Here is a 19,498-nt window from a genome sequence, read left to right as displayed (position 1 = left end):
TGCTGATTAAAACAGCGTACCGTTTCGTTATTTGGGCGGTGGTTTGGTTCCCTCCGGGCATCGCGTCCGTCCGACGCGCAGACATCCCTCGGCTGTCGTCGAACGGATGTGGGGCTGGTCGCCGGATTCGAGCGTGCCAAGCGCCCCCGAGGCTCTCGCCGAACCGCGAAAGCGGCGGTCTACCGGGCGGCACTGGAGGCAAAACGTTAGGTGTGCGCCGGCCGACCCCCGGATATGGACGACCGACGGGATCCGGTCGAGTCGATGGACGACGGGTCGATGGATCTCCACGAGATTTCCGAGTGGGAGGTGCGGTCGGGGTTCGACCGGTTCGCACAGCGGCTCTACCACGCCGCCGTCGTCGGGTTGCGCTGGACCGTCATCGTCGTCGCGGTCCTCATCCTCGGCTTTCAGGTGGTGCTCGGCGGGTTCGGACTGCTGGTCGACCCCCGTGTCGGTATTTTCGTCGCGCTCTCTATCGTGCCGGCGTTCGTCCTCGCGGCGTATCTCTGGCGGGCCGACGTGACGACCAGCGAACCGCTCGAAATCCTCGTCGTCACGTTTTTGCTCGGTATCCTGTTCGCGAACTTCGCGGGAATCCTCAACGACACAGTCGGCCGCTACGTCCAGGTGGTCGGCTCCGGGTTCGGTCTGATTCCCATCCTGGGCCTACTCGCGTTCTACTTCGTCGTCGTCGGGCCGGTCGAGGAGGCAGTGAAACTGCTCGCCGTCCGGATGTACGCCTATCGCTCGCCGAAGTTCGACGCGGTGATCGACGGCGCAGTCTACGGCGCGGTCGCCGGGCTTGGCTTCGCGACCATCGAGAACGCGCTCTACATCACCACCTCCCTGGAGACGGTCGCCCCAGGAATGAATCTGCTCCGGGCTGGCTCCGACATCGCCACGGTCCGGGCGCTGGCCGGTCCTGGCCACGTCATTTACTCCGCCTTCGCCGGCTACTATCTCGGTCTCGCGAAGTTCAACCCCGACGACGCCGGTCCCATCGTCGTGAAGGGACTACTCATCGCCACTATTGTCCACGCGACCTACAACACCAGCGCGACTGTGCTGGTTCCCATCGTGGCCGAGGCGACCGCCGTCGACTCATTCCTCGTCTTCCTCGGGTTCGTCGTCCTCTACGACGGCCTGTTCATTTACCTGCTGTTGCGGAAACTCTCACGATACAACGATGCGTACCGCCAGGCCGACCGGACCGGGGGGGCCGACCCTGCCGAGACCGCGAACCAGGACCGCCCGGTCCGGGATTAGTCCTCGAAGCGCTCGGCGTACGGTGTCTGACTCGCCGTTATATCCGTGTCGCCAGCCAGCAGTCGCTCGACGTATTTGGCCACCACATCCACCTCCAGGTGGACCGGGTCACCGACCGACTTCTCCGACAGCGTCGTGATTTCGTAGGTCGCCGGAATGACCGCCACCCCGAAGTCGCCCTCTGCTCGCGGTTCGTCCTCGTCGTCACCGGTTCGTTCGGTGTGGCTTCCCGACGCCAGGTCGGCGAGGGTGAGGCTAATCCCGTCGACCGTCACCGACCCCTTCTCGACCAGATACCGCTCCAGGTCGCCGGGGATAGAGAACCGAAACTCCCAGTCGTCGTCTATCTGCTCTACTGCAGTCACCTCGGCAGTTCCGTCGACGTGGCCCTGCACGACGTGGCCGTCGAAACGCCCGTCGGCCGGCAGCGCGCGCTCGACGTTCACGAGGGCGCCCTCGTGTAACTCGCCGAGATAGGTCCGGTCCAGGGTCTCCTGTGAGAGAAAGAGCGAGAACCAGTCGTCTCCGAACTCTTCGACGGTCAGGCATGCGCCGCTGATGGCGATGCTCTGTCCGTGGTGCAGGTCGTCGAGGTCGGCCGCGACTGTCAGGCGGCGACCCCCCGCGTCGTCGGTCACATCGGTGATCTCGCCGGTCCGTTCGACGATGCCAGTGAACATACCCACACTAAGAGCGGCGGCCCAAAACCCGTTTTCATTCCGGGTCGGCGTCCTCGGACGACGCGGGCACACGATGCGGTCGGAACCCTGCCGCGAACGGGAACACGCATAGCTTTTGTTCCAGGACTGGCAAATAACCGACGAGATGGGGCTCGGCATTCTCGACACTATCGGGCTGATGGGAACGGTGGTCGTCGCGGCCCCGGTCGCCCTGCTCGGACTGGACATGCTCGTCGGCGGGAACCGACTGGTCGGCGGCGGGTTTCTGGCGATCGCTGCGCTGATGATCGCACTCCAGAAATACGTGACCAAACCGACAGACGTGGCGGCCGATGCCGCACAGGACATGGCGAGTACCGTCGTCGAAACACCCGACGACGAGGAGAACTGAGTTACTGAATCGCGACGGCGTTTTTCGCTTCGTCCAGCAGTTGATCGACGGTCTTCTCGGAGGGTTCGTTCTCGAGCAACACGTCGATGGGCAGCGTCGGCGCACCGTCGACCAGGTTCTCGAGGAGAATGAGGCGCTCGCGGGCGCGCGACATTCCAACGTAGAACACGCGGCGTTCGTTGTCAGTCAGCGTCGGGACCGGATCGGTGTGCTTGGTGAACTCCTCGACGCCCTGGACCTCACGGCCCTGCTGTTCGACGGTCGCAGCCATCTGCTCGACCACCTTCTCGGTGAGGTCGGTCGCGAGGAACACGTGGTCAGCCTCGCGCCCCTTCGCGGAGTGGATCGTCCCGACCCGAATCGAGTCGGTGGCCATCCCCTGATACTCACCGGAGAAGTAGGCGTCGACCGACCGCTCCTGGAAGTTGGTGACCTTCCGGAGCATGTCGGCCGCAGACCGGGGGTCGGGCATGAACGGCACGTGGTCGCGGACGAAGTCGGGTTCGACCGTGATCTCCGCGAGGTCGTCGGTGTCTGCCGCCTCCTGACGCTCGTCGATGTCGTCGAAGAGGTCGTCGCGTTCACCGGTACCGAACGCCGAGTCCGCCAGCATGTCGGCCAGTCGTCGGGCCTGGAGGGCCGTGACCGTGTCGTCCGCCGACAGCGCTTCGACCGCCCGGACGTACTGTGTCAATCGGTCGGTCCACATCCGCTGGTCGGTCAGACACTGGAAGGGAATCCCCTCGCCGATGAACTCGTCGATGAACTGAAACATCTGGTAGCGCGCCCGGAAGAGGATCATCGACGTGCTGTCCTCGTCTTCTTCGATGGTGGCGCGGACGTTCCGGACGAGGTCTAGCATCGAGGGTCTGGGCGGTGCCTCGACGCGACCGCCCTCTTTGCGCGGTTCGAGGTCTTTCTCCTGACGTTTGTCGATGTGACTGATCTCCCTGTTGACGACGTTGAGGATCTTCGACGGAAGACGGTAGGAGTTCGGCAGCACTTCGTCCTGGGAGACGTCCTCGTCCAGCAGGAGGTCAGGGTCGGCACCCTGCCAGGCGTAGACGACCTGGTCGTCGTCGCCCGCGATCAGAACTCGCTCCATATGTGGCTTCCACTCCTCGTACACGTCGTACTGGAGCGTGGTGATGTCCTGGAACTCGTCGATCACCAGGTACTCGACGTTGGGCAACAGCGAGCGCTGTTTGACGCGTTCGAGCATGTCCGCGAAACCGACGAGTCCGTTCTCGCCCTTGTAGCCACGCCAAGCGCGGATGGCCTCCGGCACGTCGATGCGGTCGTCGTCGGAGGGCCACGTCGGCGTGTACTTGTTGCCGGTCTGGGAGTTGGGGTCTTCGTCCGGTGGGAGTCGGACTTTCTCTACGTTCCATTTGAACGGCACGTCGTACCAGTCGGCCACGTCACGACAGGTGCGCTGGAGCCACTGGCTTGTCGCGATAACCTTGTTGCCAATCGTCGTCGAGCGGGCACTCCGTCGGCGAGCGCCTTTGTTTTCGTCCTCGTACTCGATGCCGTACTCCCCACAGAACTCTTCTTTGTCCGATTCCGAGACGACGTCACCGCGCGAGAGGTTGAGGAGTTCGTAGGCCTTCGCGTGCATTGTACAGACGTTCCCACGGAGGGCCCGCGGTGTCGTGTCCAGTCGCTCGGCGAGACGTTCGCGAATCTCCGCGGCCGCCGCACGCGTGTACGAGACGACGAGGATGTCCCGTACGTCTGCCCCTGCTTCCTGTAGCTCTTCGACCCGGTCCAGTAGGGCCGTGGTCTTCCCGCTCCCCGGCCCCCCAAACAGGCGAACTGCTTCTGGCATCGTGTCGGTCATTAAACCACTAATGAACCTACACACGCATAAACAACGTGGCTTCGATCCGGTTCGGTTCTCTCCGAATTTTTCGTCGTCGGCAGTCAGCGGTACAGTGAGAGGTAGAGCATGGTGAATCCGATGATGAATGGAATCGTCTCGGTCATCTGGAGGAAAATGAACTGTAAGGAAGAGGTTTCGGTTGCGCCCGCGCCCAGTTGCGTGATGACGTTGGTGATGGCGACCCCCATACTGATGAACGCAAAGCCGATGAACGCCGATTGGAGTTTCTCAGACTGTTTTTTGCGGTACGCCTGGAAACTGATCAGCGTGATCCCCAGCGTCAACCCGAACGTGACGAGTCGCATGAGAATCAGGGCCCCGCGCGCGACTGCCACCGTCTCGACCATGGCACTCTCTCCTCACCCACCGAACATAAAGGTACGTCGGACGATCGGTGAAACCGCCAGGCGCGGAGCGGTTGCCTACTCCGGATTGAGTTCGTCCCAGAGCTGACTGAACCGGTCGGGGAGGTTCTCCTCACGGTAGATCCGCACCCGGTACTCGCCTTCCTCCTCCAGTGAGATCACGGTGCTGTCGAAGTTGGATTCGTAGATTTTGTAGTGATTACCGTCGTCAGCCACCAGCGTCCTGTCTTTGACGAGTTCGTTTTCTTCGAGTATTTCGATGCGCCGGTAGACGGTCGGAAGTGAGAGGTCACACTCCTCGGCCAGTTCTTTGGCCGAACGCGGCTCGATACTGATCGCCGCGAGTATCTCGCGGGCGTTCTCGTCCCCGATCGTATCGAGAACCTGCTCGATACTACGTTCCTCTGGCACTATACTGTGTAGAGCCCACCAGTGTAAAAAGATATTGCGGGGAGTATCACGGATGAAAAAGTTCGGTTGGATTGGGATGGGCTACAGTCGTGTGGGGGCTCTTTCAGCGCGTGAAAACGCCTTTATGTACCTATTTTCATTCTCGGAAACCGGGGGCGAGGCATTATATATCCGTGGCGGAGACGCATGTGTGTGGATCGAGTCCAAGTGATTGCCAATGTCCGGAGATAATGTGAGTACGAGTCCGCTGGTGAATACGTTGATACAAGAACTTTCGGCCGGTGACGACCTGGAGGCAGCGTCGCCCGACGCCCCAGACGCCGGTGGAGAAGGCGACCCCGAGCAGGTGTTGTCTTCGGTCATGGAACGGCTGGCAGTCGAGGAGTCGTTCGAATTCGACGACGAAATTGTCAAACAGAACTTGGATGAGATCCTCATCGCGCTGATCGCGTTGCGGGATGGCACCCACGGGAAGGCGCTGATCGACGACCTGTCGCGGTTGTTCGACGCACAGCTGAGCCCAGGAACGGTGTACCCACGGCTACACGATATCGAAGGTGACGACGTGCTGTCGATGCATGAGTTGGTGCGAACCAAAGAGTACTCCGTCGCGGACGAGGACGCCGCTCAATCGCAGATCGAGCAGGCGATGTACCATCATCTGGCACTGGGCCTGTTCCTGCACGACTCTCTAGACGAGTTGTAGCCGGCTGCCATCTCATCCACCGAACCGGGCAGGACTCCTCACTCCTGCTGGACGCTCTCTTCCGAGCGGCTCACCGGTTGCTATCCTACCAAAGTACCGAGAATAGTTCCGTCTGACCGCCGGTGACGGCCGTCAGTTGCCCGGTCCCCAGCCACACACCGAGCACTCTGTCGCTGCAGTGTCGTGGAGGCCACCGCACTCCGGGCACTGCTTTTTGTTGTAGCTCTGGTCCCAGCCGACTTGCTCCGTCTCGTGCCCGCGCTCCGTGAGGAACTGATCGAATATCTCGTCGTCGCTCGGTGCTGACGCCATACATGATATGGTATACCACACCACTATTTAGCTCTATTGGTCGAACACGAATCTCACCGAGTTGGGGCGATGGGCTTTAGCCCGCGCCGTGTCTACAACCGGGCGATGGTCGAGGAGCTTCCTCCGTCGCGGTTACAGGAGAAACTCGAAGACGGCGCGGACGTACAGGTCGTCGACACACGCTCACCCCGGCAGTACTCGGCCGGTCACATCCCTGGCGCTCTGAACGTCCCGTACGGGCAGTTAGCCGCTCGGATCGACGAGGTCGACTGGGACGACGAGGTCGTCATGGTCTGTAAGGAGGGTATCAGTTCCGTCCAGGCGGGCCGACTGCTGGAATCCTACGAGGGAATCGACGACGACGCGACCATCGCCAGTCTGCAGGGCGGCTACGACGCCTGGCAGTTCGACCTCGAAACCGACGGCTAAGACGTTTCGTTACGCTGCTCGAAGACCTGCAACTGCAGTTCCAGGTCCTGTATCACCGTCTCGGAGACCAGGAGGTCGACCGTCATGCGTTCGTCGACGTGGTTACGCGCCTCGTCGGTGAACTCGCGCGCCCGCTCGGGGGGCATCGACAGCGGGAGGCGCACGTCGCCGCGCATCCCGGCCAGTTGTGCCGTCAACAGTCCGACCACGGCATCCGAGGAGACGCCACCCTCCTCGGCGGCCGCGAGCAGTTCTGTCAGTTCTGTCCGGAACGCGCCGACGTCGTCGATTGACTCCATGCTCTGGGTTCGGTTCCAACGGTCAAAACCGTGCCGCTCCGGGCTGCCGGGGGCGGAATTAAACCGCCGGGTCCCGTACGACCGATGGTATCTACCAATGGGCGTGTTCGAGTCACTCAAATCGGTGTTTTCACTGGACGACGAGGTCGTCCACTACCGATGTCGACGCTGCGAGCGCACGTTCGCGTACCGCGCCGACCTCACCGACCCGACCTGCCCGTACTGTGACGGCGGCGACCTCGACTCCGTCGACCCGCCGTGAGTGGTTCGGGGCACCCCCTTCTTCGAGAGAACGACGACGACCGCGACCGCTCCACCGCCGGTACGACGGTCGCGGACGACAGCGCTACTCAGCCGCTGTATCCGCTACTGTCTTCCTCCTCAGTGATGAGGAATCCACCGGTGAGCAGGAAGCCGAGAACTGCGATGGTTCCGACGAGAAACCGACCACCGGGTAGCGGGCCAAACAGCCCCATCTCGATGATGATTCCGAAGATGAGCATAGCGGTCCCGCCGACGCCGAGCGCCGTCGCCGGTTCGGACGGTGATAGCTCCGCAAGTCGTCCCGGGAGGAACGTCGGTGTGTCCATCCCCCGGACGTCGACGATTACCTCCACGACCGACGCCAGAATCAGCGCCACGATGGCCGCGTCCAGCAAAACGCGGGCGACCATGCTCTCAACCATCCGTGTCACCTCGTTGCTCACTGCCCGTGTCGCCCCCGTCTGTCCGACTCTCACTGTAGACGTGTTCTTGCATCGTCATTCCCCCAATCTGCTTATCACGAGTGTTTTACGTAAGTATGAATGTTTGGATGAGAGGAAGCAACACGGCCAACACGGCGCGGCGAGCGCAGTCGTTCGGCCGCGCGGGCGAACGCGAGCCGAAAACGTCTCTCGACGGACGTGACAGCGGTGCAGACGAGATGCCAAACACTTGAACCTGTGGCCCTGGTATCTGAACTGGATACCCGTGTCGAACACTGACCGACAACACGACGTGGTCGTGTGGGGTGCAACTGGCGTCGCTGGGCGCCTCGTAGCCGAGTACCTCACTGAACAGTACACACCGGACACCCTGTCGCTGGCTATCGGCGGTCGGGACGAGAGCCGTCTCCAAGCTATCGAAGCCGAGGTCGTCGGCCGGAGCGACGAGTGGGAGACGCTCCCCATAGTGCTCGGCGACGCGACGGAGCCCGAGACGCTCCGGGCGATGGCTCGCGACGCACACGTCGTCTGCACGACCGTCGGCCCGTACACGAAGTACGGGACTCCACTGGTCGAGGCGTGTGTCGAAGCCGGAACCGACTACTGCGACCTGACTGGCGAGGTGAACTGGACCCGGGAGATGATCGACCAGTATCACGACGCGGCGGTGGACGCCGACGCGCGAATCGTCCACAGCTGTGGCTTCGATTCCGTCCCCGCCGACCTCGGTACCCTGCTCGCACAGTCGTTCGCGATGGCGGAGTTCGGAACCCCCTGTACCCGGGCCCGGATCTACCTGGAGTCCGGAAGCGGTGGCGTGAGCGGTGGCACGCTGGCCAGCGCGGCCGAACTGTTCGAGGCCGCGTCGAACGACCCCGAGGTCAGGGCAGTGCTCGGGAACCCGTACTCGCTGGCACCGTCCGGCGAGCGAACGGGCGTCGACACTGGCGAGCAACGCCTCCCCCGCAAAGACCCGTTACGACCCTGTTGGACCGCGCCGTCGCCGATGGCGCCGGTAAACGAACGAGTGGTTCGACGCAGTAATGCCCTCCTCGACTACCCCTGGGGCCGTGGCTTCCGCTGTACGGAGGTCGTCCCGACAGGGCCCGGGGTCGGCGGTGCAGCGAGCGCGAGCCTCGTCTCCGGTGGCATCGGGTTGTTCACGCTCGCAATGTCCGTCGGTCCGACGCGCTCGGCGCTCAAGCGGTTCGTGTTCCCCGACCCCGGCGAAGGGCCGAGCGAGGAGGAGATGGAGAACGGACGGTTTCGGGTCCGCGTGCGCGGGCAGGGGACGAACGAAGACGGTCCGTTCACCGTGGACGCCGTAGTCGGTGCCGACCGCGACCCGGGCTACGGTGCGACGGCGCGTATGCTCGGCGAGTCGGCGATGTGCCTGCTCGAAGACGACACAGACTCACCGCTGTCCGGTGGTATCCTGACCCCCGCGTCGGCGATCGGGGAACCACTCGCCGAGCGACTCCGCACCATCGGCTTCACCGCGAGCGCGAGCGAGGCGACAGCGGACGTGGACGCCTGACAGAGCGACGAGGCGGGTCGCTCGGAGGCCGAACGGACACCGACGCGGCACCGCCATCGTCCGCCTCGAAAACCTGACTCGGGAGCGTCCGTTTCGTGGTGGCTAGCGTCGTGGCCCGCTTGTCTGGCGACTGGACACCGGCCGCTGGCAGTGAGTCCGTCGACACAGTCGCCGACGTCCCCACATACCGATGCTCATCGGTACTGTCGGTCCCGGTGCCGATAGCTACCGGCACGAGAGACAGTATCATTCGCGATAACATCAGACACAGACATTCTCATGAAACCGATGAACGTACTCGGGCGGGAGTACAGCATGGAGATACTCAGAGCGACGGGCACACCGCGGTCGGTGACGGACCTCAGCGACGCTATCGGTGTCCCGATTGCGACGTGTTACCGTCGGGTAGAGGAACTCGTCGCTGTCGGATTCCTCGAGGAACACGGTGAGACGGGGTCGGGTAGAGAGAAATCGACCCTGTACTGCAGAACGGCTGACGCCGTCGGAGTCGACTTCGAGAGCATGTCCGTCGCCGCGTGGACCTGCCTCTCACGGGCACAGAGTGACGAGCCGTCCCCGAACGCTGCCGAAACAACGGGACGACGAGAGAATACACCCACCGTCCCGGCTGCCGCGCACGGTCCGCTGACTGAGGCAGCGGGCGACGGGCAGAAGAATCTCAAAGATGATATTCGGCCACAGGATTGAATCTCGTGGAGTGCGTTAGCTAACTATGTCTGAAATCCCCTCGCCTCTCAGGCCAGCGGACTCTCTCCTGACGGTGTCGGCAGCGCTCAATCGCGCCGAAACCACGGATTCTGCCATCGCCTGCGCCGTCGAACTGATAGAAACCGTGTTCGAGGACCCCACGGTGCGCGTCGACACGTACGACTCACAGGGTGTAATCGCAGACGAGTCGTTCACCGCCCGCGAGACCGATGCCGACGATACCATCGACAGAGCGCCAGCAACAGCCCTCGACCGACCGAGCGCGGGAGGTGACGACTCGGACGGCGACGTTCCAGAACTGACGGTCGACGACGACCCGCCAGGGTCGCTCTGTACCGAAGTCTTCGTACCCGTCAGCGACACACACGTCCTGTCTCTCGGCACAGCGACCGCCGGTGGATTCGACGAGAGTGAACTCGCAATCGTCGAAGGGGTCGCAGCGAATCTCAGCGCGACACTGACACGACTCGGCCGTCGTGAGCGAGGGGGCATCGACTGCGACATAGCCAGCACACTGTTCGAGCAATCGGACCGAGCCACATTCGTCAGTGCGCCCGACGGGGCGCTGATAGCGGTCAACGACGCCATGCTGGAGTTGACGGGGTACGAGCGCGAGGAACTCCTGTCTATGGCCCTCACGGATGTCATCGGAGCCGATGCGACGGCGGCCATCCGAGATCGAATCGACGGGGCCACCGCCGGACCGTCCGGGTCGGTCGGCACGTCACTCGGGTGTGCCGACGGCACCGAGCGGACTGTCGAACTCACGAACGGTCGAATCGAAGTCGACGAGAGTGTGTACGTCCGCACGACTGCACGCGATGTCTCGACGCTGCCGGGCGACGAGCCGGTACGGCGACCGGCGGAGGGTCCCGCCGAGGCCGAGGCCACCGCGTTGCGGCGACTGAACGAGCTCACGACCAACACGGGCGAGTTCGACGAAACCATCGAGCGTCTGCTGGCGCTCGGGTGTGACCACTTCGGACTCGAAACGGGCTGCTTCGCACACGTCGACGGGGACGATTACGAGATCGAAGCCGCGGTCGACGCGACCGGGACGCACGAGGCCGGGGCGGTGTACGACCTCGGGGACACCATGTGCCAGGCGACACTCGCCGGTGACACAGCCGACTCACTCGCGTTCGCCGATGTCGCGGATACGGAGTACAGCGACAGCGCGGCGGCCGAAAACGTCGGCGCGTACATTGCGGCGCCCGTCGTCGTCGACGGCGAGACGTACGGGACGGTGAACTTCTCGATGGGACGTGCGCGTCCGGCGGCGTTTCTCCCGACGGACCGGGAGTTCGTCAAACTCGTCGCACAGTGGATCGGTACCGAGGTCGAACGGCGGCAGCGATTCGCGGAACTGGAGCGGTACGAGACGATTCTCGAAGCCGTCGGCGACCCGATGTACGCGCTTGACGCTGCCGGTCGGTTCACGTTCGTCAACGAGGCCGCGAAACGCGAACTCGGGTACGGTACAGATATCATCGGTGCGCGTCCGTCCGTGGGAATGGACGACGACGACGTCGAGCAGATCGAGGCACAGATCGAGACGCTGCTGACCACCGACAAGCGGTCGACGACCGCAGAGTTCGCAGTCGAAACAGTCGACGGGGACCGGGTGGAGGTCGAGAACCAACTCGCTGTGATCGGTGACGGCGAGTTCCGTGGGACGGCTGGCGTCCTCCGCGACATCACCGACCGCAAGCGGCGGAAGCGAACGCTCGATTCGTTCAAGCAGGCCATCGAAGAGGCAGCCGACGGCGTCGCCGTTCTCGACGACGGGACGTACACGTACGTCGACCGGACGCACGTCGAGATGTACGGCTTCGACGACAAGGCCCAACTGCTGGGGAACTCCTGGCGGAAACTGTACGACGACGCGGAGACCGAGCGCATAGAGAGTGAGGCGTTCACCGCGCTCGAACAAGACGGCCAGTGGCGAGGGATGGTGACCGGGACCCGGCCCGACGGGTCGACGTTCCCCGCCGAACTCTCGCTGACCATCGTCGACGACGGACGACTGGTCTGTACGGTTCGCGACGAGACCGAACGGCGGGCACGCGAGCGCGAACTCGAACTGAAAGAGCGGGCGATGGATGAAGCGACCGTCGGCATCCAGATTACCGACTCGACACAGACCGACAATCCCCTGGTTTATATCAACGACGGATTCGAGCGACTGACCGGCTACGCCTGCGAGGCGGCACTCGGCCAGAACCCACGGTTCCTGCAGGGTGCGGACACCGACCCGGAGACGGTGGACAGGCTCCGTGCGGCAATCGACGCCGAGGAACCGATTTCGCTCGAACTGCGCAACGAGCGGCGGGACGGGACTCCGTACTGGAACCGACTCTCGGTCACCCCGGTCGAGGACGAAACCGGGACCGTCTCCAACTTCATCGGTATCCAACAGGACGTCACCGAGCGCCGGGAGCGGAGCCGGTGGCTGCGACAGTTCCTGGACCGTGGCCCCCTGCTGTTCGTCGAGACCCACCTGGTCGACGACGAACCGGTGATAGCCTCGTGTAACGACCGGTTCCTGGCCCGGCTCGGGTACGACCGCGACGAAATCGAGGGCGAACCGCTCGCGTCGCTGTACACCGACGACTCCGCGACGGAGCTGGAGGCAGGCGGCTACGAGGCGGCGCTGGCAGGCGAGTTCGAGATGGACGAGCGAACGCTCGTCGACGCCGACGGTAACCGGGTGCACACGCTCCTCCGCGCGGTCCCGCGGCAGGGTGAGACGACCGGTACGAGTGCCCTGTTCGTCGACATCTCCGAGCGGAAGAAGCGCGAACGGCGCAAGGACGCGACCGTCGCGGTCCTCGAGGACGGCTACGAGGTGACGACCGACCCGAGTCTGTCCTTCGAGGAGAAGGTCGACGGCCTGCTCGCGGCCGGCAGCGAGTATCTCGACCTCCCGTACGCGTTCCTGACGCGAATCGAGGCCGACGACGGAGAGCCGCCGGGGACACAGCGAATCGTCCAGGCGCGTGGCTCCCACGAGAAACTCCAGGCGGGCGAGTCGTGCCCTCTCTCACAGTCGTACTGCCGGAAGACAATCGAGAGCGACGACCTCGTCAGCGTCACGCAGGCTGGGGAGACGGCGTGGGCGGACGACCCGGCGTACGACACTTTCGAACTCGAAACGTACATGGGCGGCGCCGTCGAGACCGGCGGCGACACGTACGGAACGCTGTGTTTCGCATCGTCGACACCGCAGGGGTCGTCGTTCACCGAGACCGAACGGTCGGTGCTCAATCTCTTCCGGCGCTGGGTCGGCTACGAGATCGACCGCAGACAGGTTCGCGCAGACCGCCGCGACCAGCGAGAGCGACTCGAACTGGTGCTTTCGGGCACGAACACCGGGCTCGCCGAGTGGGATCTACAGACTGACGAACTGAGCTGGAACGAGACGCTGACCGACATCGTCGACCAGGAGATCACCTCCGCCGACGACTTCGAGGCAGCGGTTCACCCGGACGACGTCGACCGTGTGCAGACGGGTCTCGAGACGATGCTCGAGACCGGCGAGCCGTGGGTCGGTGAGTTCCGGATGGTCGGCGGCGACGGCGACACCGTCTGGATCGGGACACGCGCCGTCCCGGTAGACGACGACACCGGGGCTCCGGTCCGGGTGCTCGCGACTGCGTCTGATATCACCGACCGCAAAGAACAAGAGCGCGAGCGACGGCGGAACGAGCGTCGTTACCGGCGTCTCGCCGAAAACATCCCGAACGGTGCTGTTCTCACCTTCGACGCCGCCCTCGAGTACGAACTGGCCGCCGGTGAACTCCTCGCGGAGTTCGACCTCGCGGAGTCCGATATCGCCGGAACGGCGGTCGGAACGCTGTTTACAAACGACGAACACGACCTCGTGGACCGGTATCGGGCGGCGCTGCAGGGCGAGCGGACGGACCGCCGAATCGAGCTCGGTGGTCGAGTACTCCGGGTCCACATCGTTCCGGTCGACGCCGTCGACGCCGTCGACGACCCGACCGACACCTACGGTTTAGTGCTCGCACGGGACGTCACCGACGAGAGCCAACGCGAGCGTGAACTGCTCGAGGAGCGCGAGCGTTTCCGCCTGCTGACCGAGAGTATCGACGAGTACGCGTTCATCGCCGTCGACGGGGACGGTGACGTCCAGACGTGGAACGACGGCGCCCGGACCATGTTCGGGTACGACACCGAGACGGCGGTGGGGATGTCCGTGTCCGCCCTCCATACGGCGGACAACCGCGAGTCGGGGCTCCCCGAGCGACTGCTCCAGCAGTCCCGCGTCGCCGGCGAGAGCGCGCACGAAGGGTGGGCCGTCCGCGACGACGGCACGAAGTTCTACGCCGACATCCGGTACGCGCCACTTAAGCCGGACGACAGCGACCCCCACGAGTACGCTGTCGTCGTTCGTGATATGACCGAGCGACGGCTCCAACGGCGCCGGACCGAACGGTTCGTCGAGCAGTCCGAAGACGTGGTAACCATCGTCGACCCGGACGGAACGGTGACGTACGTGAGTGGCTCGGCCGAACGGGTTCTCGGCTACGACCCCGACGACGTCGTCGGCGAGAACCTCTTCGACTATCTACACCCGGACAGTCGGGAACGCGCGCTGGAGACGTTCTACGAGTGTGTGGACGGAGCGAGTGACGGCAAGGCGGAATGCCGTCTCGCGTCTCCGGACGGCGGATGGTTCACCGTCGAGGGTCGGTGCCGGAATATGCTCGACGAGGAGGCCATCGACGGGATACTCGTTTATCTCCGGGACGTGACTGAGATCAAAAAACGCACGCGACGGTTCGAGAGTATCTTCAACGGCACGTTCCAGTTCACCGGCCTGCTGGAACCCGACGGTTCGGTCGTCGAAGTCAACGAAGCCGCGCTCGAGTTCGGTGGAGTCAAACGCGACGCCATCGTCGGGGACCCGTTTTTCGACGCCCCGTGGTGGACACACTCCGAGGCCGTTCGCGACGACATGGTGGACGCCATCGAGCGGGCCGCAGACGGCGAGTTCGTCCGCTACGAGACGGAGGTTCGCGGCGCCGACGGCCTCGCGACGATCGACTTCTCGGTGAAACCCGTGACCGACGAGGCCGGCGAAGTGTCCGCGCTCGTCGTCGAGGGTCGTGATATCACGGACCGGCGCCAGCATCGGCAACATCTCAGCGTCATGCAGCGGGTGATGCGACACAACATGCGTAACGACCTGACGAAGTTGCGGGGGTGGACGGAGGTGATGTCCAACGAGTCGGACGACGCCAAGCGTGCCGAACACTTTGCCACCGTCCAAGCTGTCCTCGACAAGTGGGAGTCGATGACCGAGTCGATCGGTGAAATCAGACGGGTACTCGAGTCACAGACGGAGCAGTCGGCACGAACCGAGGTCGGGACGCTACTCGAGGACGCTGTGGCTCCGCTCCACGCGCAGTACCCGGCGGCGGACATCGACGTGGAAGTTCCGGATGGCAGCCTCCCGAAACTGCCACGGGCACTGCTCACGGCAGTGCGCGAACTCGGGGAAAACGCCGTCAAGGCGACTGACGACGCAACGGTCGCAGTAGCGGTCACCGCGGCGGCGGACGGCTGGATCGATATCACCGTTAGCGACGACGGGCCAGGGATGCCCGAGATGGAGGCAGAGGTGCTCACGACCGGCGAGGAGACGCCGTTGAACCACGGCCAGGGACTCGGCCTCTGGATGGTCCGGATGGTCGTCACACAGGCCGGTGGCCAGATATCGGTCGCGTCGACGGACGATGGCACGGACGTATGCCTGCGACTCCCGGCCGACCGCGTCGACGAGGTGACGACGGCTCACGAGCGACGATGACCGTCGAACAGGCGAACGCCGGACGGATACTGGTCGTCGAGGACGACCACGGCCTGGCAGGACTGTACGCCGAGTGGCTCGACGACACCTACGACGTCGAGACGACACACGACGGGACCGAGGCCCTCGAACGGCTGGACGAGACCGTCGACGTGGTACTTCTGGACCGGATGATGCCGGGGCTCTCCGGGAGCGACGTGCTCGCGACGATTCGCGAGTCCGACCTCGACCCACGGGTGGTGATGGTTTCGGCGGTTACGCCCGACTTCGACGTCGTTCGGATGGGGTTCGACGGCTACCTCGAGAAGCCGGTCGACGCCGCGGCGCTCCGAGAGACGGTCGACCGGATGCTGACCCGTGCCGAGTACGACGAAAAACTCCAGGAGCTGTTCTCGCTGATCGAGCGGCAGGACACGCTGGAAGCGGTCAAGGAACCGGACGCGCTCCGGAACAGCGAGGAGTACCGGACGCTTACCGAGCGCCTCGACGCGGTGCAGGCAGACGTCGAATCACTGCTGTCAGCCCTTCCGGACGAGGACTTCCGTGTCGCGGTCGAGCGCCTCCAGCGGGCAACCGCTGAGTGGACGAGCGACCGACGGTACGAATCGCTCACCGAGGACGTCCTCGACAGTTCGAAGGAAGCGACGGTCGTGGTCGATGCCGACGGGGAGGTCGTCTGGGCCAACGACGCGACGGAGACGCTGCTCGGCCTCGACCGGACCACGGCCCGTGGGCAGGCGTACACTGCCGTCGTGGCAGACCAACTGCAGGACATCACTGCCGACGACGAGTCGCTCGCCTCGGTGATACGAACCGGTCTGGCGAGCCACGGGCGAGAACTCGAAGCGACCGTCCACGCTCCCGGGAGCGACGGGGAGACAGAGCGGTGGCTCGAGTACTGGAGTGGCCCTATCGAGACCGGTCTGTACGCGGGCGGCCGTATCGAACACTACCACGAGGTCACCGGCCGGCACCGTCGTGAACAGTATCTCCGGACCCTCCACAGCGCGACCCGGGAACTGATGACCGCAGAGACGGTCGAGGCAGTCGCCGAACAGACCGTCGCGACCGCCACGACCGGCTTGGAGCTTCCGTACGCGGCACTGTTCACCAGGGAGGACGGCACCGGCGACCTCGTCCCGACGGCACGTCGGACCACGAACCCGGACACCGACCCCGACTTACCGACACTCTCGGGCGGCGACGGTCCGGTGTGGACGACATTCGCCAACCGGTCGGGGCGGGTAGCGGCCACCGCACACCGGGGACGGACCGACGCTACCACCTGGCTCGACGACCACCTCGCAGACTGGGTGCTCTGCCCTCTCGGCAAGCACGGGGTGTTCCTCGTCGGGACCCCGGCAGGGGTGGAGCTCTCGTCGACGCAGCGTGACCTCGCCGAGACGTGGGCCGCAAACACCCGACAGGCGCTCGAAGAGCTCGCGAAGGCCCGTGGCATCCGGAGCCGCGACCGAGAACTGAAACAACAGAACGAGCGGCTCCGGCGACTGGACCGCATCAATCGGCTCATCCGGTCGATTGTCTCTGCCGTCGTGGACGCGGATACACGTGTGGAGGTCGAGGAGAAGGTCTGTCGGCAGTTACTCCGGATCGATACGATCACCGGTGCCTGGATCGCCGACATCGACCTGCCGAGCAACGACACTGTCCGCCGTGCCTCGGCAGGGGACCTCGACCAGTATCTCTCGGCCGTTCCCCCGGCGTCGTCGGACGCGAATCGAACTGACGTGCCCGACACGACACCACCCGTTCCGGCGAGGGCGGCCCGCGAAACGCAGTCCGCCGTGTCGGTGGGTGACCTCGTGGGTATCGAGGACGACGTGTGGTGGCGCAGTCGGGGTCTGAAACGGGGCAGCAACAGTATCGTCGCGGTACCGATCGTCCACGAGTCGGTGTGTTTCGGTGGACTGGAGATCCACACCGACCGTCCACAGGGAATCGGCGAGGACGAACTCGACGCACTCGAAGAACTCGGCCTCATCATCGGACACGCAATCGGTGCCATTCGACAGCGTGACGCGCTGTTAGCGGGCGGGACGACACACCTCACCTTCCGCGTTGAGTCCGACCCCACTTTGTCCGCGTTCACGACAACTGCAGACGTACCGCTCGTGGCGGTGGATGTTTCCCGCCGGGCCGACCGTACGTGGGCGGTGTTTACGACACTCGACGTCGGAGACACCACGGACGTCGAGTCACTCGAACGACGACTCGAGACCACGACCGAGGCGTCGGTCCTCAGGGCCGACACGGCCAAGATAACGTGTGTCGTCCCGCTCGCAGAGGCGTCGCCGATTCGGCGGCTGACCGAGCGCGGGGTCGCACTCCAGGAGATAGAGCCTGGCTCCGGTTCGGGCGACCTTCGGGTGACGGTACAGTTGCCTCCCGAAACTGACGTCCGGGGATACGTCGAGCGCGTCACCGAGGAACTCGACGGTGCCGAACTGGTCGGAAAGTACGACCAGCCCATCGACAACGAGTTGCAGCCGACGCCCTCGACGGCCCTGAACGAGCGACTGACGGACAGACAGCGCGAGACGCTACAGATGGCCTTCCACGCAGGATACTTCGACTGGCCGCGGGGCAACGACGCGGTGACAGTGGCGGCGGAACTCGACATCGCACAGTCGACGTTCAGCCAGCACCTGCGGACGGCCGAGCGGAAGGTACTCGAACACGTGTTCTTCTGAGCGGTGGCACGGTCCGTCGCGTCGAACTGCCAGGGGAGCGCCGCGTCCTGTGTTCGTGCCGTCGCCACTACCGACAGCGCCCGTAGCGGCGAACCGCTCACATCACTGGCTCGTCTGTCGGGACCTGACCAACGGTGGTCGACCGATAGACATCGGTACGGTACACCGGCGGGCGACATGGATAGCAGCAATCCAGAGGCGGAGACGGCTACTTATACGACTATGACAATCCGGAACCACGAACCGAGCGGCACTCGGTCGGGCCACAGCCAGCCACTCGTCCCCGAGGCGTCGGCGGTGGCCGCTGGACGCACGCTGGGCGTCCGCCAGGAAGTCGCTCGAGTCGTCGTCGTCGCGGGCGATAGCAGGTCGGCTCAGCACTACGCATCCTGGCTGGTGGACAGACACGAGACACGGATGGTCCGGCACGGACGCGCGGTCCCAGAGTCGCTCGACGCGAGCGTTCTCGTCGTCGACCGGCGGGTACCGATGCCGGACCAGGCCCGCAGCGGCGGACGCGCCGAGCGCCTCCGTGACGGCTGGCGGGTGCTCTCGACCGTCTCGCCCGGTTCGTCGGGCTGGCTCGTCGACGAGTACGTCGCCAGTCCGGTGGCCCGAGGCGAACTACTCGAGCGCGTCGGGACGGCTCGCCGGGTCGCAGCGTACGAGGCGACTATCGCGACGTTGTCCACGCTGACCGAGCGGCGACGCGAGCTACGGGACCGTTCGGGGGCTGACCGCTCGGGCGGCGATGCGGCAGTCCGCCGGCTTTCCGAGCGGATCGACCGGCTCCACAGACGTATCGATTATACGCTGTCCGATATCGAGTCTCGCTATCCGGAACTGCTCGGGCGGCAGCGGGACCTGTCGGCTCGGTCCACCGCGGAGGCACCGACGAGATGAGACACGTCTCGGCCGCTCACCACTTGGCCCTCTGGCTGTACGTCGCCGTGATTCTCGTCTCCGCGTTCCTGGTGTTATCGACCCTGCTGTGACGGCCTGTGGCTGTCAGTGACACCGTCGTGGCGTCTCGACGACGCCGTCGAGTCCGCCGCCGGCCGCTGCTCGGCAACACCGACACTTATCGGCACTCGAGGGGACACACCGATGAGTGGAGGCAGTGCCGACCTACGCGCGCAGGTCATATCGCCTATATGTATCGAACCGACGACTCGGGCGTCAGAAAGTCGCCGAACGAACCGGGCACCGGAGCCACACACAACGCGTCGGG

General features: G+C 64.4%; 17 protein-coding genes. 10 read left to right on the top strand and 7 right to left on the bottom strand.

The window, feature by feature from the left end:
* Nucleotides 1-234: 234 nt before the first annotated feature.
* Nucleotides 235-1,269 carry a PrsW family intramembrane metalloprotease gene (locus Q0964_RS16485; RefSeq protein WP_299269786.1) on the top strand — a complete coding sequence of 345 codons (1,035 nt, stop codon included), beginning with the start codon at nucleotides 235-237 and terminating at the stop codon, nucleotides 1,267-1,269.
* On the opposite strand, the gene Q0964_RS16480 is transcribed toward Q0964_RS16485, so the two are convergent.
* A complete protein-coding gene (locus tag Q0964_RS16480; RefSeq protein WP_299269784.1) occupies nucleotides 1,266-1,949 on the bottom strand; it encodes a riboflavin synthase in 684 nt (227 codons plus the stop codon). The genes Q0964_RS16485 and Q0964_RS16480 overlap by 4 nt on opposite strands.
* 145 nt (nucleotides 1,950-2,094) lie before the next feature.
* Here Q0964_RS16480 and Q0964_RS16475 point away from each other — a divergent pair, with 145 nt between their 5' ends.
* Complete coding sequence (locus Q0964_RS16475) at nucleotides 2,095-2,340, top strand: DUF7533 family protein (protein WP_299269782.1); 246 nt, start codon at nucleotides 2,095-2,097, stop codon at nucleotides 2,338-2,340.
* A gap of 1 nt (nucleotide 2,341) precedes the next feature.
* On the opposite strand, the gene Q0964_RS16470 is transcribed toward Q0964_RS16475, so the two are convergent.
* From Q0964_RS16470 to Q0964_RS16460, 3 genes are all read right to left on the bottom strand, one after another.
* Nucleotides 2,342-4,183, bottom strand: coding sequence for a UvrD-helicase domain-containing protein (locus tag Q0964_RS16470; RefSeq protein WP_299269780.1), 1,842 nt, complete (start codon nucleotides 4,181-4,183; stop codon nucleotides 2,342-2,344).
* A gap of 83 nt (nucleotides 4,184-4,266) precedes the next feature.
* Nucleotides 4,267-4,572, bottom strand: a complete 306-nt coding sequence (locus Q0964_RS16465; protein WP_299269779.1) for a DUF7521 family protein — start codon at nucleotides 4,570-4,572, stop codon at nucleotides 4,267-4,269.
* Between the two features lie 75 nt (nucleotides 4,573-4,647).
* Nucleotides 4,648-5,001, bottom strand: a complete 354-nt coding sequence (locus Q0964_RS16460; protein WP_299269778.1) for an ArsR/SmtB family transcription factor — start codon at nucleotides 4,999-5,001, stop codon at nucleotides 4,648-4,650.
* 232 nt (nucleotides 5,002-5,233) lie between these two features.
* On the opposite strand from Q0964_RS16460, the gene Q0964_RS16455 reads away from it, so the two are divergent.
* Nucleotides 5,234-5,707 (top strand): helix-turn-helix domain-containing protein, encoded by a 474-nt coding sequence (locus tag Q0964_RS16455; RefSeq protein ID WP_299269776.1) that lies wholly within the window; start codon nucleotides 5,234-5,236, stop codon nucleotides 5,705-5,707.
* Between the two features lie 132 nt (nucleotides 5,708-5,839).
* Here Q0964_RS16455 and Q0964_RS16450 read toward each other — a convergent pair whose 3' ends face one another.
* Nucleotides 5,840-6,019 carry an HVO_0416 family zinc finger protein gene (locus Q0964_RS16450; RefSeq protein WP_077206643.1) on the bottom strand — a complete coding sequence of 60 codons (180 nt, stop codon included), beginning with the start codon at nucleotides 6,017-6,019 and terminating at the stop codon, nucleotides 5,840-5,842.
* Nucleotides 6,020-6,088: 69 nt separating this feature from the next.
* On the opposite strand from Q0964_RS16450, the gene Q0964_RS16445 reads away from it, so the two are divergent.
* Entirely contained in the window at nucleotides 6,089-6,448 is a 360-nt protein-coding gene (locus Q0964_RS16445; RefSeq protein WP_299269770.1) for a rhodanese-like domain-containing protein, read from the top strand.
* Here Q0964_RS16445 and Q0964_RS16440 read toward each other — a convergent pair.
* The gene (locus Q0964_RS16440) at nucleotides 6,445-6,747 is read right to left on the bottom strand and encodes a hypothetical protein (protein WP_299269768.1); all 303 of its coding nucleotides are present in this window, start codon (nucleotides 6,745-6,747) and stop codon (nucleotides 6,445-6,447) included. The genes Q0964_RS16445 and Q0964_RS16440 overlap by 4 nt on opposite strands.
* A gap of 97 nt (nucleotides 6,748-6,844) precedes the next feature.
* On the opposite strand from Q0964_RS16440, the gene Q0964_RS16435 reads away from it, so the two are divergent.
* Nucleotides 6,845-7,009 (top strand): hypothetical protein, encoded by a 165-nt coding sequence (locus Q0964_RS16435; protein ID WP_299269765.1) that lies wholly within the window; start codon nucleotides 6,845-6,847, stop codon nucleotides 7,007-7,009.
* Between the two features lie 88 nt (nucleotides 7,010-7,097).
* Here Q0964_RS16435 and Q0964_RS16430 read toward each other — a convergent pair whose 3' ends face one another.
* On the bottom strand, nucleotides 7,098-7,454 hold the full coding sequence (locus Q0964_RS16430) for a hypothetical protein (protein WP_299269762.1): 357 nt from the start codon (nucleotides 7,452-7,454) through the stop codon (nucleotides 7,098-7,100).
* Nucleotides 7,455-7,719: 265 nt separating this feature from the next.
* On the opposite strand from Q0964_RS16430, the gene Q0964_RS16425 reads away from it, so the two are divergent.
* The 5 genes from Q0964_RS16425 to Q0964_RS16405 all read left to right on the top strand — a co-directional run bounded on the left by Q0964_RS16425 (nucleotide 7,720) and on the right by Q0964_RS16405 (nucleotide 19,170).
* A complete protein-coding gene (locus Q0964_RS16425) occupies nucleotides 7,720-8,991 on the top strand; it encodes a saccharopine dehydrogenase family protein (RefSeq protein WP_299269759.1) in 1,272 nt (423 codons plus the stop codon).
* Nucleotides 8,992-9,279: 288 nt separating this feature from the next.
* Nucleotides 9,280-9,699, top strand: coding sequence for a helix-turn-helix domain-containing protein (locus Q0964_RS16420; RefSeq protein WP_299269756.1), 420 nt, complete (start codon nucleotides 9,280-9,282; stop codon nucleotides 9,697-9,699).
* A 25-nt stretch (nucleotides 9,700-9,724) separates the two neighbouring features.
* The gene (locus Q0964_RS16415; protein WP_299269754.1) at nucleotides 9,725-15,556 is read left to right on the top strand and encodes a PAS domain S-box protein; all 5,832 of its coding nucleotides are present in this window, start codon (nucleotides 9,725-9,727) and stop codon (nucleotides 15,554-15,556) included.
* The gene (locus Q0964_RS16410; RefSeq protein ID WP_299269751.1) at nucleotides 15,553-18,267 is read left to right on the top strand and encodes a helix-turn-helix domain-containing protein; all 2,715 of its coding nucleotides are present in this window, start codon (nucleotides 15,553-15,555) and stop codon (nucleotides 18,265-18,267) included. Before Q0964_RS16415 ends, Q0964_RS16410 begins: the two co-directional genes overlap by 4 nt.
* A gap of 222 nt (nucleotides 18,268-18,489) precedes the next feature.
* Nucleotides 18,490-19,170 (top strand): hypothetical protein, encoded by a 681-nt coding sequence (locus Q0964_RS16405; protein WP_299269749.1) that lies wholly within the window; start codon nucleotides 18,490-18,492, stop codon nucleotides 19,168-19,170.
* The last annotated feature ends 328 nt before the right edge of the window (nucleotides 19,171-19,498 follow it).

The organism is Halorientalis sp. (genome assembly GCF_028275115.1).
Taxonomy (GTDB): Archaea; Halobacteriota; Halobacteria; order Halobacteriales; family Haloarculaceae; genus Halorientalis.
This window is presented reverse-complemented; position numbering and strand designations above follow the sequence as displayed.